The sequence below is a fragment of the Pseudomonas sp. TMW 2.1634 genome (genome assembly GCF_001703595.1).
Lineage (GTDB): Bacteria > Pseudomonadota > Gammaproteobacteria > Pseudomonadales > Pseudomonadaceae > Aquipseudomonas > Aquipseudomonas fragi.
Genome location: NZ_CP016849.1, coordinates 3,732,960 through 3,747,389 on the forward strand (window position 1 = coordinate 3,732,960; position 14,430 = coordinate 3,747,389).

Below are 14,430 nucleotides of genomic sequence, written 5' to 3' on the forward strand. Positions count from 1 at the left end.
CTGTGGGAGCGGGCTTGCTCGCGATGGCATTAGCGCGATGCTTCAGATGCACCGCGCCGCCTGCATCGCGAGCAAGCCCGCTCCCACAAAGGGGAGGTGTATAACGATTTACGAAGCCTGCACCCGACGTTTTTCCGCCAGCTTGCTACGGCTGTACAACACGATGATCGCCATAATCGCTACAGCCTGCGCTGTCAGCGAGTACGCATCGGCGTGAATGCCCAGCCAGTCGAAGTCAAAGAACGCCACAGGCCTTGTGCCGAAGATGCCCGCCTCTTGCAGCGCTTTCACACCATGCCCGGCGAATACCACCGACAAGGCGCACAGCAGCGCGGCATTGATGCTGAAAAACAGCGCCAAAGGCAACTTGGCCGAGCCCCGCAGGATGATCCATGCCAGCCCCATCAGCAGCACCAGCGCCGTGGCACCGCCCGCCAGTACTGCGTTGTGCCCGGCCGGGCCGGCTTGCAGCCACAGGGTTTCGTAAAACAGGATCACTTCGAACAGTTCGCGGTACACCGAGAAGAACGCCAAGATCGCGAAACCAAAACGCCCGCCTCCGCTGACCAGGCTGCTTTTGATGTAGTCCTGCCAGGCCGCCGCGTGGCGCCGGTCGTGCATCCACACACCCAGCCACAGCACCATGACGCTGGCGAACAAGGCCGTGCAGCCTTCCAGCAATTCACGCTGGGCACCGCTGACGTCAATCACATAGGCCGCCAGCGCCCAGGTCGCGAGCCCCGCCACCAATGCCAGGCCCCAGCCAATATTGACGCTGCGCACCGCCGATTGCTGGCCGGTATTGCGCAAGAAAGCCAGGATCGCAGCCAGCACCAGAATCGCTTCCAGACCTTCACGCAACAAAATCAGCAGGCCCGAGACGTAACTCAAGGTCCAGCTCAGGCCATCGCTGCCCAGCAGCCCGGCCGACTCTTTCAGCAAGGCTTTGGCAGCCTCCAGACGCTGCTCGACCTGCTCGATCGGCAAGCCGTCCTGCAACGATTGCCGATAGGCCATCAGGGCTTTTTCGGTGCTTTTGCGCACGTTGGCGTCGACGTTATCCAGCGAGCTTTCGACCAGTTCAAAACCTTCCAGATACGCTGCTACCGACAGGTCGTAGGCTTGTTCACGGTCGCCGGCGCGGTACGCCGCGAGGCTTTTGTCCAGGGTGGCGCTGGTGTAGTCGAGCAACTGCGCCGGGCCGCGTTTGACTTGCGGCGGTTGTGCCCGCTGGGCACGGAACGTGGCTGTCGCCTCGGGGCCTTCAGCCGCCAGCACTTCATTCGGGGTTTGACGGGCAAGGTCTGCCAGGTTGTAGGTTTTGTCTGCCTTGGCGGCCTGCGGGTCGGCACTCAGCCCGGCGATATAGGTGGCCAGGTCCCAACGCTGGCGTTCGTCCAGCTGGTCGGCAAACGACGGCATATCAGTGCCTTCAACGCCCAGGCCAAGGGTGTTGTAGATCGCGTAGAGGCTCAGGCGGTCCAGGCGCTGGGCATCGCGCAGGTTGGCTGGCGGTGGCGTCATGCCCACGCTTGCCGGGCCATCACCGGCGCCGGTTTCACCGTGGCACACCGAGCAATGCTGGGCGTACAGGGGCGCGCCGCGTGTAGGATCGGGGGTAATGGCGGGCGCCTGGCTGACCTCGTAGGCCACGGCCAGTTTGGCCCCCAGCTGGCGCGCTTCACGGGCAACGGCGGCGCCGTCTTCGCGCTGTTCGATGGCGGTTTGCAAGGCATTCACGCCCTGCACCAGCTCGTCACGCTCAGGGCGTTGCGGCAAGTCCGCGATCAGGCCCTTGAGCACTGCCAAAAATTCGAGTTGCTCGCGGTATTCGGTCTCGTCGATGACCTTGCCGTTTTCAACCGTGGGCGGATAGTCCGCGCCAATGTAGTCAATCAGGTGCAGCGCTTGTGAGGCGCCTTCCGGGGTGTTGGCAGAAGCAACAAGGCTGCACAACGCAAGCACGGGCAGCAGTAGCCATGCCAAAAAACGCGAGCGGGAGGTCATCGATCAATCCGGATGGAAATGAGAAGTAACATATTGTTCACTTCCCATCATCCCGACTCAAGGCCTTTAGGTGGTGGCGCGATGCAACGTCGCCAGAAAACCCGCTGCGCCGACAAACAGGCCGGCAAAGGTGCGGTTCATCCGCCGCTGTTGTTTGGGGGTACGCAGCAGGCGCAGGACCTTGGACGCCAGCCCGGTATAACCGGCCATGACGATCAGGTCGACGCAGATCATGGTCACGCCCAGCGTCAGGTATTGGGACACCAGCGGCGCGGCCGGGTTTACGAATTGCGGCAGCACCGCGAGCATGAACACCAGCGCCTTGGGGTTGCTGACATTGACCAGAAAGCCACGGAACACCAGGGCCAGCGGCTTGCCGATGGGGCGTACGGCCGCGTCATCGCTCAGGTCTGCTGGCAGCGCGCGCCACTGCTTGACCGCAAGGTAGATGAGGTAGGCGACGCCAAACCATTTGATCGCGTAGAAAGCGGTGGACGACGCCGCGAGGATGGCACCAACCCCGGCAGCGACAATGGCGATTTGCAACGCCAGGCCCAGTTGCAGGCCCAGGGCGTTCCAGTAACCACGCCAGAAACCGTACTGCAGACCGCACGACATCGAGGCAATCGCGCCAGCGCCGGGCGACAGGCTGATCACCCAACAGGCAGCAAAAAAGGCCAACCACGTTTCCAACGACATCGCACACCTCGGACAAGATCTGTAACAAGTCCCTTAAGCTAATGCGCTGGTTGAAAATTGACCACCGTTTTTTGAGGTGACGGCTGATTCTGTGGGAACGGGCTTGCTCGCGATAAAGGCGCCGCGGTGCATCTGGAGCATTGCGGTGATGCCATCGCGAGCAAGCCCGCTCCCACAGGATTGGCAACACTCAGGAGTATTCTCTCCACCGTTACCGCTACAGGTCGCCTTCGCGCCAGCGGCGCACCGAGCGCTGAAAGAACAGGCTGTTGGGCACTTGTACCATGCTGCTGCCACTGCCCGATTCCGCAGGCTCGATCAGGGTGGTGTACAGCAGGTTGATGGCCACGACGCGGCCTTTGACGCCGGGCTTGTCCAGCGTGTCGAGCAACTCCACCACATCGCCGATGCGAAACGGCCCCACGGTGAAGATCAGCACCGCGCAGAGCAGGTTGGAAAGCACGCTCCACATCGCGAAGAAGGCAATCGCCGCCACCGCCACAAAGCCCGACAGTGCCGTCCACAACACGGTGGCCGAAACACCCAGGCGCTCCAGCACAACGATCACTGCGCTGCCCATGATGAACCAGCGCAAGCCCCCGCGCAGCGGCATCATCAGTTGCGGCGGAAACGGGTAGCGCTCGCTCAGGCGCGTCAGAAAACGCGCCACCACACGCTGGGAAAAGTAACCCGCCAGCAGGATCAGCAGAATTTGCACACCAATCCACAGGGGGGCGATCAGTTCTGCGGGCACAGGCAAGTGCAGGGCTTCCATCAGGACAGGGCTTCCAGTTCTGCTTGCATGGACTCAAGCAATTCCAGCGCTTCCATCCAGCGTTCTTCCAGCTGACTTTCGAGCACTTTGAGCTTGGCCTGTTCCGCCAGCAGATCACGCAACTCATCTTTGCGCGCAGCTTCGTAAACGGCGCTGTCGCCCAGGCTGGTTTCGATTTTCGCCAGCTTTTCGTTGATTTTGCCCAGTTCGCTCTCAAGCTTGTCGGCTTCGCGCTTGTGCGGTGCCAGTTGCTGACGCAACGCCGCCGCGGCCTGACGCTGAGCCTTTTTATCGGTCTTGTCAGGGTTGACCGGCGTGTTGCTCACCGGCGCGTTGCGCAAGCGGTAGTCGGCCAGCCAGCGGGCGTAGTCTTCGAGGTCGCCGTCGAATTCCTGCACCTTGCCGTCGGCGACCAGCATGAACTCATCCGTGGTGCTTTTGAGCAAATGCCGATCGTGAGACACCACCAGCACTGCACCGCTGAACTCTTGCAGGGCCATGGTCAGCGCCAGGCGCATTTCAAGGTCAAGGTGGTTGGTGGGTTCGTCGAGCAGCAGCAGGTTCGGCCGGCCCCAGGCGATCAACGCCAGTGCCAGGCGAGCTTTTTCGCCGCCGGAGAAATTGAGTACCGGCTCGTCAATACGCGCACCACGGAAGTCGAAACCACCGAGAAAGTCGCGCAGGGTCTGTTCACGCTCGGTCGGCGCCAGACGCTGCATATGCAGCAACGGGCTGGCCTTGGAGTCGAGCGAGTCGAGCTGGTGCTGGGCAAAGTAGCCCACCACCAGGTTCTCGCCACGGGCCAGGCGGCCCGACAGCGGCTCCAGCTCGCCTGCGAGGTTTTTGATCAGGGTCGACTTGCCCGCGCCGTTAGGGCCGAGCAAGCCGATACGGGCGCCCGGAACCAGTTGCAGCTTGACCTTCTCCAGGATGGTTTTGTCGCCATAGCCCAGACGCGCATCGGACAAGTCCAGCAACGGGCTGGAGAGCTTGACCGCCTCGCGGAACACAAAGTCGAACGGCGAGTCCACATGGGCCGCACTCAGTTCTTCCATGCGTTCCAGGGCCTTGATCCGGCTTTGCGCCTGACGGGCCTTGGTGGCCTGGGCCTTGAAGCGGGCAATGTAGCTTTCCATGTGCGCACGTTGCGCCTGCTGCTTCTCGTAGGCCTGCTGTTGCTGGGCCAGACGCTCGGCACGGGCACGTTCGAATGCGCTGTAACCACCGCGGTAGAGGGTGATCTTGCGCTGGTCGACGTGGGCGATGTTGTCGACCACGGCATCGAGAAAGTCCCGGTCGTGGGAGATCAGCAGCAGGGTGCCGGGGTAGTTCTTGAGGAAGTCTTCCAGCCACAGGATGGCGTCGAGGTCCAGGTGGTTGGTCGGCTCATCGAGCAACAACAGATCCGACGGGCACATCAGGGCCTGAGCGAGGTTCAGGCGCATCCGCCAGCCACCGGAGAAATCGGCAACCGGGCGATCCATTTGTTCATTGGTAAAGCCCAGCCCGGCGAGCATTTTGCGTGCCCGCGCATCGGCGGTGTAGCCGTCGGCGCTGTCCAGCTCGGCGTGCAGGCGCGCCTGTGCGGCACCGTCCTCGTCGGCTTCGGCCCTGGCCAGATCGGCCTGCACCTGGCGCAAGCGCTGGTCGCCATCGAGCACATAGTCGATCGCAATGCGGTCGAGGGTGTCGATTTCCTGGCGCATGTGGGCGATCCGCCAGTCGGCCGGGAGCAGACAATCCCCGGAATCAGGCGTCAACTCACCCAGCAGCAAGGCGAACAAAGTGGATTTACCGGCGCCATTGGCGCCGACCAGACCGGCTTTGTGGCCGGCGTGCAGGGTCAGCTCGGCGTCTTCTAGCAGACGTTGCGGGCCACGCTGTAAAGTCAGGTTCTGAAGTCGGATCATAATGGCGGCGGAGTCTACCAGCTTCCCTCTCAACTGGCGCGAATTGCACTATGCAGACTGACCTGTGGAATTACTGTTTGAACCTCTACGCCCGGCCCGGGGTGGAGCAGGCCTGCCTTGACCTGCAGAGCCGGGGTATGGATGTGTGCCTGCTGCTGTGCGCCGCCTGGCTTGAGACGCGTGGCGTGGCCTGCGATCAATCGCGCCTGGGGCAGTTAAGCGCCTGTGCCGGGCCCTGGCAGCGCGAGGTGGTGCAGCCCTTGCGACAGCTGCGCACCCAATGGCGAGGAGCGGCCGCCCACGACGATGCGCTGGCGGCGTTGCGCGTGCAGGTCAAGGCATTGGAACTGGAGGCTGAACGGACATTGTTGCGACGCCTGGAGTCAGTGACTCAAAGCTGGAAGCAATCGCAAGGCGCTTGCGATTGGCTGCAGAGGATGGCCAGCGATGCCGGTCACCCTGATTGCGACGCGCTGCAGACGCTGCGCGTCGCAATCAATGGCGCTTAGGAAGCGCTGGCTGGGGTCGTAGCCGAGTTTGTTGCGGTGGCCGGGGTTGGCGCAGGGGCTGTAGCCGGTGCAGCAGCTGCGGATGCCACAGCGGGCTTGGCAGGTGTCGCAGCCGGTTTGGCGGCAGGTTTTGCGGCAGCGGGCCTTCTTACGGCAGGCTTGGCTGCGGGCTTGGCGGCAGGTTTGGCCGCGGCAGGCTTGGCAGCAGGCTTGGCCGCTGCGGTTTTGGCTGCAGGTTTTGCCGCGACTTTTACCGGGGCTTTGACAGGCGCTTTTACCGCTGCCTTGACCGGTGCCTTGGCGGCTACCGGTTTAGCTGCTGCGGGCTTGGCGGCAGGTTTGGCCGCAGCCGTTCTGGCCGCTGCAGGCTTGGCTGCAGGCCGGGCCGCTGCAGGTTTTGCCGCCACAGGTTTGGCTGCAGGTTTAGCCGCAGCTACTTTGGTGGCGGGCTTGGCGGCGGCTTTTGCCGGAGCCTTGGCAGCCGCTTTGGCAGCCGGTTTTTTTGCCGCGGCTGCAGGCTTGGCATCACGGCTCGACAAAGCCTTGCCAACGGCCTCTTTCACTCGACCGATACCCTGGGCCAGCTTCAGGCTTTCTTGCGCATCGCGCTTGAGTTGCAGGATATAAGTGCGTGTTTCGGTCTGGCGGTCCTTGAGCGAATCGAGCAATTGCTCAAGCTCTTTGACTCCGGCCTTGGCCTTGGCCTGAGCCTTGGATTTGCCAGCATTGGCGGCGTCCTGCAGTTTGGCGCGGGACTTGTGCAGTTTTTCCTGTGCTTTGCCACGCTGTTTTTCAAGCTTGGCGAGCAGTTTCTCAGCATCAGCCAACGCTTGGGAGCAAGCGTTTTCCAAATGCTCAAGCAGGCTGCCTGAGAGCTGTTGGAGCAAGTGCAACGGCGTATTAACGGGCTTCTTATTGGCCGACATGGTTTACCTCCTGGCTGAAGTGAGTGCGGCTCATACTAGACCTCTGCAACTACCGCCGCTAGAGCATGTTGACACTAAGGATAGCTGCGCGTTGCATGGCGTCGAAAAACTTGTGCTGGATCAATCTTTAACGGCCACTACCGCTAAATTCAATGAGTGCCCAAACGTCTTCCAGGCCCTCGAATTAAACCCTCGGCGCCGCTCGTGCGCTGGCATAATCGCTCGCACATCACGCCGGAGAACCCCCATGCCGCGTTACTTGTTTTTGCCGTTGTTGTGCCTTGTGCCCTTGGCCCATGCCGCCCCGCCCTCGACCCCCGGCGACGCTCACGACCTGGCCTACAGCATGGGCGCAAGCCTGGGTGAACGCTTGCGCCAGGAAGTCCCCGAGCTGCAGATCCAGGCCTTGATCGATGGCCTGAATACCGCCTACCAAGGCAAACCGCTGGCCCTGACAAATGAACGCATCGGGCAGATTCTGGCGCTGCATCAGGCTCAGTCAGACCCCGGGCAGGCGCAGCCAGGCATCAATGCGGCCCTTAGCGCTGAAGATGTTTTCTTGATGGTCGAAAAACAGCAGCCGCAAGCTCGCGAATTGGCGGACGGCATCATCCTGACCGAGCTCAAGCCCGGCAAGGGGGCGAAACCCGGGCCACAGGATTCAGTGTATGTAAGCTATGTGGGGCTACTGCCTGATGGCAGCGTGTTCGACCACAGCAGCCAACCTCAATGGTTTCGCCTGGACAGCGTGATCGCCGGCTGGCGCAGTGCCTTGGTGCAGATGCCAGTAGGCGCCAAATGGCGCCTGGCGATACCTTCCAGCCAAGCCTACGGCGCCCAGGGTGCCGGGGATTTGATTGCACCCAATACGCCACTGGTGTTTGAGATCGAACTGTTCGCTACGCGAAAATAACCGCCCAAAAACGAAAAACGGCGCGCCATTGCGCACCGTTTTTTAATGGATTGCGGCCTACGCCTGGGCGGCTTCTTTCTGCTTGTGCGCGCTGTGCAGCACTTCGATCAGGCAGTCTTCAAGCTCAAAGCGCTCATCGAGCAGAGCGCCCAACACCTTGATCTCTTCTGCCAGCTTGTCACAGTCAGGGCGATGGGCCTTGCCGTCACAATGATCGTTGAACGCCAGGGCGGCTTCGGTAATCACGTTGATACGCGGGTAAATGGTCTCGGCCAAGGCAAGCCCGCGTTCATCATTAAAGGCCTTGGCCTCCTGATTAAGCTGCTCGTAAATCTCGAAATGGCCTGCGGAAACGTAGTCGACCAGCAACTGGCAAAACTCTTTTTGCGGCCCACGCTTGGGGTTGTTTTGCTGCTCCAGCAGAGCGGCATAAGCCTTCACAAGTTTACGGCGCTCATGCAACCAGCGGTCTACCAGCTGGTGGACGCCGTTGAAACGTTCCTGAGCACTCTCGCATCTTTCGAGCATGATGATCTCTCTTCCCTTGTGGGCCCATGCCACCCGACATCAGCCGGGCCTGTGTGAACCAAAACCTGCGCGATGGCACGGGCATTGGGCGGCATAACTCCGTGATACGTGCGGGCCAGATTATGCCCGCGCGGCTACTGCTTCAAGGTACGCACGAGAGAAAATTCATACAAGTGTTTAATCCCAAGTGCTACTTCACGTCGCAGCCACGCGGTAATTTGTCGCGATTAATCGAGCGACTTATCTGAAAGAGACCAAGAGCAATGAGCACGAGAAAGGCCAGCAAGCTCAACTCGGGAATGCTCAAGTCAAATACAGTCCAGTGAACATGCGCGCAGTCTTCACTGCCGCGATAAATCATCGAAATGATTTCACCCGCCGACATGTCGTGCCAATTGCACGCCACTTCCGGTTGGCAACCCACCAACTGATCGGGCCCCAGCTGTTGCAGCCATACCTGGCGCAAGGCACTTGCCGCACCGCCCAGCGCAAACAACGAGGAGGCAAGGGAGTAACACCACAAGCCAACCCTTTTGGGGGCATGGGCATAAGCCATCAAGTTGACGAAGCAAAAACCCAGCAAGAAAAAGCGCTGCACCTGACATAACCAACAAGGTTTAAGCCCCGGCCCGTACTCCAGGTAAAAAGTAGCGCCCAGCACCAAGGCACCGACTGCAAAGGCCAAAAAGAAAATGAAACGTGAGCCTGCCAAAAACATGGCTTTTCCGTAACAAAATAGACAGCTGGTTACGGTAGATGAAAGCCATTGACCCTTTCAAGGTGGCCTTAAGGGGATACTTCTTGAAGAAAGCGGGGAAAAACCTACAGAAGCGTGAAGTATTTAGAGCTTGCGGAGTAGGAATTGCCAACTCATACAGCATTCACGGACGACTCAGCCCAGCCTGACGTGTGCCCAAACACACGCCAGACTGACACCGTCACAGGCTTGTGGCAGTGGCCGGCAAAGGCGAGGCCAGCAAACGCTCATCGAGCAAATTCAGGCCCTCCTGGAACAATTGGTTGCTGCGCGCTGTATCACCCAGCTGGGCCAGCAACCGCGCCAGCTCGGCACAGGTTTCCGGGTTGCGTTCAACCTTCAGGCTGCTTTCAAGGTAGTCCCGCGCCTTGCCCCACAAGCTGTTTTGCAGGCACAGGCGGCCCAGGGTCAAGAGCAGGCTGGCGTCGCCTTGATGGCTTTTGAGCCAGCCTTCGGCAGTCTGCAGCTGCTTGACCGGGTCGCTGCCGCGCAGCAGGCCGTAGAGGCGCACCAGGTGGCTGTCGTAACTGCGCTTGAGCGCCCCACGCAGTACTTCTTCGGCTTCGGCTTGTGCGCCCAGCTGGCGCAATTGCTCGGCATAGGCCAGCACCAGCGCGGGTTCCTGGCGCTGGGCCGAGGTAAGCTGTTGCCAGGCGCGCTGCAACGACTGCAGCCCCGCCTCGCCCTCCGTTTCACGCTGGGCCGCCAGGCTCAGGTTCTGGCCCCAGGCGCGACGCTCCAGCTCTGCCAGTTCCTTGGCCGGCAATACCTTGTCCTTGCGCAGCTCCGGCAGCAGGCGGATCAACGCCGTCCAGTCGCCACGCTGCTGGTGCAGGCGCTGCAACTGACGCAGTACCTGGACGTTATGCGGATGACGCTCATGCATCGCTTGCAAGGTCGCCAGCGCGCCATCGGTGTCGGCGCGGTCCACCTGCAACTGGGCATGGCTCAGGGCAATTGCCAGTTCGGCCTGGGGCTGACGCTCCAGTGCACGCTCAAGCAGGTTGTCGCTTTCTTCGTAGTGCCCCTGCTCATTGGCCGCACGCGCAGCACCCAGGTAGTAGAGCAATGGCTGCGGCTCGGCTTCGGCGGCACGGGCCAGGTGCTTTTGTGCGCTGGCCCAACGGCCCTCGGCAAGGTCCATCTGGCCTTGCTCGATGGCGATCTGTACCCGCCGGCTGCGGTTGCGCCGCGACCACGGGTTCACCAGCCCGGTAGACGCCGTGACCAGCTCCACCAGCAGCTTGATGCCCCATACCAGCAACCACAGCACGGCCAGCAGGGCGAGGGTTGCCCACACGCTGGATTCGTAGCGGAAGTTTTTATAGGCGATCAGCACATAGCCCGCGTCTTCAGCGATTGCCAGGCCGATGCAGGCCGCAGCTGCAATCAACAAAAACACAATCACATAGAAACGCTTCATGGACGAGCCTCCTGCGCAGGGCTGTCGGCCGCTTTACCCGGCTCGTCGGCACTCACATGCCGACGTTCGAGGTAAGCCTGCACCGCACTCAAGGCCCCGGCGAGATCCGGGGTCTTGACCGTGACCGGCTGCTTGCTGAGCTCAACCACTTGCTCAAGAATTTTTTTGCTCTGCGGGTTATCCGCATTGAAGTTGCCCTTGAGGACGTCTTGCGCCTGCTCCAAAGCCCGGGTGTAAACCGGCTCCTGACCATTGAGCGCGGCCCACTGGGCTTGCTCCAGCGCCAGGCTCAAGGCCAGGCGAACCTGGGTCAGGCTTTGGCCGGCCAACAGCGGGCGCACATTTTTATCGGCATTGAAATCAATGCGGATGTAATGCGAGATCTCCTCCCACCACTGGGACCAACGGCTCGCGCCATCGCCATCCGCGGTGAGGCTTGCCAGCGAGTCACCCGCGTTCTGATAGGCCGGGGCCAGGGCGCTGAGCTGCGCCACTTGATCACGCAAGGCCGCCAACTGCAAAAACAGGCCGGTACGGTCCGGTTGCTCAACGCTGCGCAGGGCCGTCAGGCTTTTGGCCAGCTGCTCACGGGCGGCGAATGAACCCGGATCGTTCTGCTCGCGCAAAATCGCGTCTGCGCCCTGCACCAGGGCCTGGGCGCTGCTGATGTCCTGCAAGGCCGACAAGCGCAAGGTGGCCAGGCGCAACAAGTGCTCGGCCTCGGCCAGACGCCAGTCCTTGCGGCTCTCGCCCAGCACGGTTTCAAGGCGCTGGTTCAGGCGCTGCTGATCGCCTTGCAATTGCACGACCAATTGGCGCTGATTATCCAGCTCATTGGCCGAAGGCAACTGGTTGAGCCGGGTCAGCAGTTGTTGCTCGCCCTGCTTGATCGACAGCGTTTGCGCGGCCAGGGCGGGTACGTCGCTCAGTTGCTCAGTGGTGGCAGCTTGCAGTTGACGCACCTGCCACACCCCCCAGCCACCCACGGCTATACCGGCAGCACCCAGCAACAGGGCGACAACGGCCAGGCCATTGCCCCGCCCTTGCGGTGCAGGTTCGGCTTGTTTAACCGGCGCCTCTGGCGCGGGCTGTACGGGTTCTTTGGACAAGACTGTTTCGCTCACGAATCCATCCTTTGCATTAGAAAGCAGGTGCGGGATGTTCCCGCAGCGCCGCCAGCAAAGCCGCAGCGCTCGCGCCACGACAATCCACAACATGTTGCGCCCCGGCGCTGCGTGCCAGCTCAGCAACCCGGGGGCTTGGAACAAACAATGGCAGGCGTGCAAGCTGCGGCCAGTCATCCCCTGCCAAGTGGCGTAAATGTTCAAGACCCTGCCCACTGCTGACCACCAGCGCGTTCAGGCGTTCCCCTGTAACCCGCTTATGCAGGGTCGCAGGCGGGTATGACGGCAGCTCGCGACGATAGAGTTCAAGATAGTCGACCTGCGCGCCGAGGCTGCGCAGACGCTCAGCCAGCATCTCGCGACCGCCCTCCCCGCGCAGGATCAGCACCTTGGGCTGCACGCCCCTCACCGCCGAGGTGAACGCGGGCATTGCCAGCAGGGCCTCACTGTCATCGCCCCATTGAGGGTAGCTAACATCGAGGCCGTGGGCGGCGAGAATCTGCGCCGTCGCGGCGCCAACAGTGAACCACTTCTGCTGCGGCGCCTGCGGCCAGTACTGGCGCATCAGCTCAAGCCCCAGGCGCGCCGCCGGCTTGCTGACCACAATCACCGCGCAATAACGGTCAAGGCCGGCCATCAGCGCACACTGGGCGTCGTTCATGGCCAACGGGGCAATCGCCAGCAATGGCAGGCTGCTGCTGAAGATACCGGCAGCCGCCAGCTCATCGGCCAGGGCTGCGCACTCCTCGGCAGGCCGGGTCAGCAGCAGGCGCCAACCGGTCACTCGTGACCTGCCTCACCATAAACGGCCTTGAGGATATCGCCAGCGCCTTGTGCCAGCAGCGCCTCGGCCACTTGCACCCCAAGCTCGCTGGCCGCTGCACGTGGCGCACGGGCGTCGGCACTGAGCAACACACCACCGCTTGGCTCACCGACCAGGCCACGCAACCAGAGTTGCTCGCCTTCAAGCACGGCATAACAAGCAATCGGTACTTGGCAGCCACCATTGAGGTGCTTGTTCAGCGCACGCTCGGCCGTGACGCGCACAGCCGTATCGGCGTGATGCAACGGCGTCAACAAGGCATGAATTTCGCTGTCTGCGCTACGGCATTCGATGCCCACTGCGCCTTGACCACCGGCGGGCAGGCTGTCTTCGATGCTGATCGCCGACGTGATGCGGTCTTCAAAACCGAGACGGATCAGGCCGGCAGCCGCGAGGATAATGGCGTCGTATTCACCGGCATCGAGCTTGGCCAGACGGGTGTTGACGTTGCCACGCAGAAAACGGATTTGCAGGTCCGGGCGACGAGTCAGCAACTGGGCCTGACGGCGCAGGCTCGACGTGCCGACAATGCTGCCCAGGGGCAAATCGTCGAGGCTGGCATAGGTATTGGAAACGAACGCGTCACGCGGATCTTCGCGCTCGCAAATGCAAAACAGACCCAGGCCTTCAGGGAAGTCCATCGGTACGTCTTTCATGGAGTGCACGGCGATGTCGGCTTCGTTGTCTAGCAGGGCGGTTTCCAGCTCCTTGACGAACAGGCCCTTGCCGCCGATTTTTGACAGCGGCGAGTCCAGCAGCTTGTCACCACGGCTGACCATGGGCACCAGCGTCACCAAAATACCGGGGTGAGCCTGCTCTAAACGGGCTTTGACGTATTCGGCCTGCCACAGAGCCAGGGCGCTTTTACGGGTAGCGATGCGGATTTCGCGAGAGGACATGGATCAATCCGTACTGAAAAGATACGGCTGATAATAACAGCTCAGCCAAAACAGCTTTGACTTGTATCAGAAAGTCCTCGGCCTCCCTGGCCCAAAACGGCGCGCCCGCGCCTTCTTTGAACGCGAATTACAGCTGCTGCATCATCTTGCGCACACCCGCCACATGCCTGCGGCTGACGATCAGCGCATCACCGTTGAGCCCGCGCAGGAACAGCTGAAAATGCCCCAGCGGCGTGCGTTGCAAGCGCTCGATACGATCACGCGCCACCAGCGCATTGCGGTGGATACGCACAAAGCGCTCACCAAACTCGTCTTCAAGGGCTTTTAGCGGTTCATCCAGCAGCACCTCACCGCCCGCGTGGCGCAAGGTCACGTATTTGTGGTCGGCAATAAAGTAGATCACCTGGTCGATGGGGATCAGTTCAATGCCTTTTCGGGTTCTGGCACTGATATGACTGCGCGGGCCACTGCCGGTTTGCGCAGCCGGCCGGGTAAGTGCGGCCAGTTGCACGCGATTGGGCCGGTGCGCCTCCTTGAGGGCAGCACTCAGGGCCTGCGCGGTGACCGGCTTGAGCACATAGCTGACACCGCTGTCTTGCAGGGCCTGCACGGAAAACTCATCAGGGGCCACGCAAAACACCACCGAAGGCGGTAGCTCGCGCTCGCATAATTTGGCTGCAACCTGCAACCCGTCGAGGCCTGGCAGGCGAATATCGAGCAAAACGACATCCGGCTTCAGGTTTTCGATCAGGGTAAGTGCCTCTTCGCCATTGGTGGCGCCAGGCTCCAGCAACGTATAACCCCCGAGCGTGCTGAGCAAATGGCTCAAATGCTCGCGGGCCAGGGTTTCGTCATCAACGATCAGGACATTCATATAGCGCTGTATTCCTGCGTGAGTCTCGCACAAGGATAGCGTAGACAGGTGATGTGACGACTGTCACGGCGATCCACGCTAAGACTAGCGCGAAGGCCAAAAAGTGCCGCAAACCTGGCAGCTAAATTCACCTGTCTCGATTGCTCGATTTAATACCGGATACGTCTGGCAATCTACAAAGACCTGCTATGACTGATCCATACGACCAACTGTAGACGGTTGCCAAGGCGAAAGTATTCAAACGATACATTTCGTTTCGGAAA

General features: G+C 61.2%; 14 protein-coding genes and 1 pseudogene. 2 read left to right on the forward strand and 13 right to left on the reverse strand.

Annotation, left to right across the window (positions count from 1 at the left end; genetic code table 11):
* Positions 1 to 108: 108 nt before the first annotated feature.
* The 4 genes from BFC21_RS17615 to BFC21_RS17630 all read right to left on the reverse strand — a co-directional run bounded on the left by BFC21_RS17615 (position 109) and on the right by BFC21_RS17630 (position 5,391).
* Positions 109 to 2,007, reverse strand: coding sequence for a cytochrome c/FTR1 family iron permease (locus BFC21_RS17615; protein ID WP_088378520.1), 1,899 nt, complete (start codon positions 2,005 to 2,007; stop codon positions 109 to 111).
* Positions 2,008 to 2,073: 66 nt separating this feature from the next.
* Positions 2,074 to 2,706 carry a LysE family transporter gene (locus tag BFC21_RS17620; RefSeq protein WP_016783009.1) on the reverse strand — a complete coding sequence of 211 codons (633 nt, stop codon included), beginning with the start codon at positions 2,704 to 2,706 and terminating at the stop codon, positions 2,074 to 2,076.
* A gap of 217 nt (positions 2,707 to 2,923) precedes the next feature.
* Positions 2,924 to 3,481, reverse strand: a complete 558-nt coding sequence (locus tag BFC21_RS17625; protein WP_088378521.1) for a mechanosensitive ion channel family protein — start codon at positions 3,479 to 3,481, stop codon at positions 2,924 to 2,926.
* The gene (locus tag BFC21_RS17630) at positions 3,481 to 5,391 is read right to left on the reverse strand and encodes an ATP-binding cassette domain-containing protein (protein WP_088378522.1); all 1,911 of its coding nucleotides are present in this window, start codon (positions 5,389 to 5,391) and stop codon (positions 3,481 to 3,483) included. The genes BFC21_RS17625 and BFC21_RS17630 overlap by 1 nt, the downstream gene beginning before the upstream one ends.
* A gap of 50 nt (positions 5,392 to 5,441) precedes the next feature.
* Here BFC21_RS17630 and BFC21_RS17635 point away from each other — a divergent pair, with 50 nt between their 5' ends.
* The gene (locus tag BFC21_RS17635; protein WP_088378523.1) at positions 5,442 to 5,900 is read left to right on the forward strand and encodes a TIGR02444 family protein; all 459 of its coding nucleotides are present in this window, start codon (positions 5,442 to 5,444) and stop codon (positions 5,898 to 5,900) included.
* Here BFC21_RS17635 and BFC21_RS17640 read toward each other — a convergent pair.
* Positions 5,897 to 6,826, reverse strand: coding sequence for an AlgP family protein (locus tag BFC21_RS17640; protein ID WP_120266404.1), 930 nt, complete (start codon positions 6,824 to 6,826; stop codon positions 5,897 to 5,899). The two genes, BFC21_RS17635 and BFC21_RS17640, sit on opposite strands and share 4 nt — an antisense overlap.
* 247 nt (positions 6,827 to 7,073) lie before the next feature.
* Between BFC21_RS17640 and BFC21_RS17645 the strand changes: the two genes are divergently transcribed.
* On the forward strand, positions 7,074 to 7,739 hold the full coding sequence (locus BFC21_RS17645; RefSeq protein WP_120266405.1) for an FKBP-type peptidyl-prolyl cis-trans isomerase: 666 nt from the start codon (positions 7,074 to 7,076) through the stop codon (positions 7,737 to 7,739).
* Positions 7,740 to 7,796: 57 nt separating this feature from the next.
* Here BFC21_RS17645 and BFC21_RS17650 read toward each other — a convergent pair whose 3' ends face one another.
* The 8 genes and pseudogenes from BFC21_RS17650 to BFC21_RS17685 all read right to left on the reverse strand — a co-directional run.
* Positions 7,797 to 8,267 (reverse strand): Rsd/AlgQ family anti-sigma factor, encoded by a 471-nt coding sequence (locus BFC21_RS17650; protein ID WP_016783003.1) that lies wholly within the window; start codon positions 8,265 to 8,267, stop codon positions 7,797 to 7,799.
* A gap of 190 nt (positions 8,268 to 8,457) precedes the next feature.
* Positions 8,458 to 8,985, reverse strand: a complete 528-nt coding sequence (locus BFC21_RS17655) for a disulfide bond formation protein B (RefSeq protein WP_088378525.1) — start codon at positions 8,983 to 8,985, stop codon at positions 8,458 to 8,460.
* Between the two features lie 220 nt (positions 8,986 to 9,205).
* A complete protein-coding gene (locus BFC21_RS17660; RefSeq protein ID WP_016783001.1) occupies positions 9,206 to 10,447 on the reverse strand; it encodes a heme biosynthesis protein HemY in 1,242 nt (413 codons plus the stop codon).
* Complete coding sequence (locus BFC21_RS17665; protein WP_120266406.1) at positions 10,444 to 11,571, reverse strand: uroporphyrinogen-III C-methyltransferase; 1,128 nt, start codon at positions 11,569 to 11,571, stop codon at positions 10,444 to 10,446. Before BFC21_RS17665 ends, BFC21_RS17660 begins: the two co-directional genes overlap by 4 nt.
* A 16-nt stretch (positions 11,572 to 11,587) precedes the next feature.
* On the reverse strand, positions 11,588 to 12,355 hold the full coding sequence (locus tag BFC21_RS17670; protein WP_088378527.1) for a uroporphyrinogen-III synthase: 768 nt from the start codon (positions 12,353 to 12,355) through the stop codon (positions 11,588 to 11,590).
* Positions 12,352 to 13,293 carry a hydroxymethylbilane synthase gene (hemC, locus tag BFC21_RS17675; protein WP_088378528.1) on the reverse strand — a complete coding sequence of 314 codons (942 nt, stop codon included), beginning with the start codon at positions 13,291 to 13,293 and terminating at the stop codon, positions 12,352 to 12,354. Before hemC ends, BFC21_RS17670 begins: the two co-directional genes overlap by 4 nt.
* A 127-nt stretch (positions 13,294 to 13,420) precedes the next feature.
* Positions 13,421 to 14,167: a LytTR family DNA-binding domain-containing protein gene (locus BFC21_RS17680; protein ID WP_016782997.1), complete on the reverse strand. Its 747-nt coding sequence runs from the start codon at positions 14,165 to 14,167 to the stop codon at positions 13,421 to 13,423.
* A pseudogene (locus tag BFC21_RS17685) lies at positions 14,164 to 14,295 on the reverse strand (sensor histidine kinase); the annotation flags it as partial. The gene BFC21_RS17680 and the pseudogene BFC21_RS17685, both read right to left, overlap by 4 nt.
* Between the last annotated feature and the right edge of the window lie 135 nt (positions 14,296 to 14,430).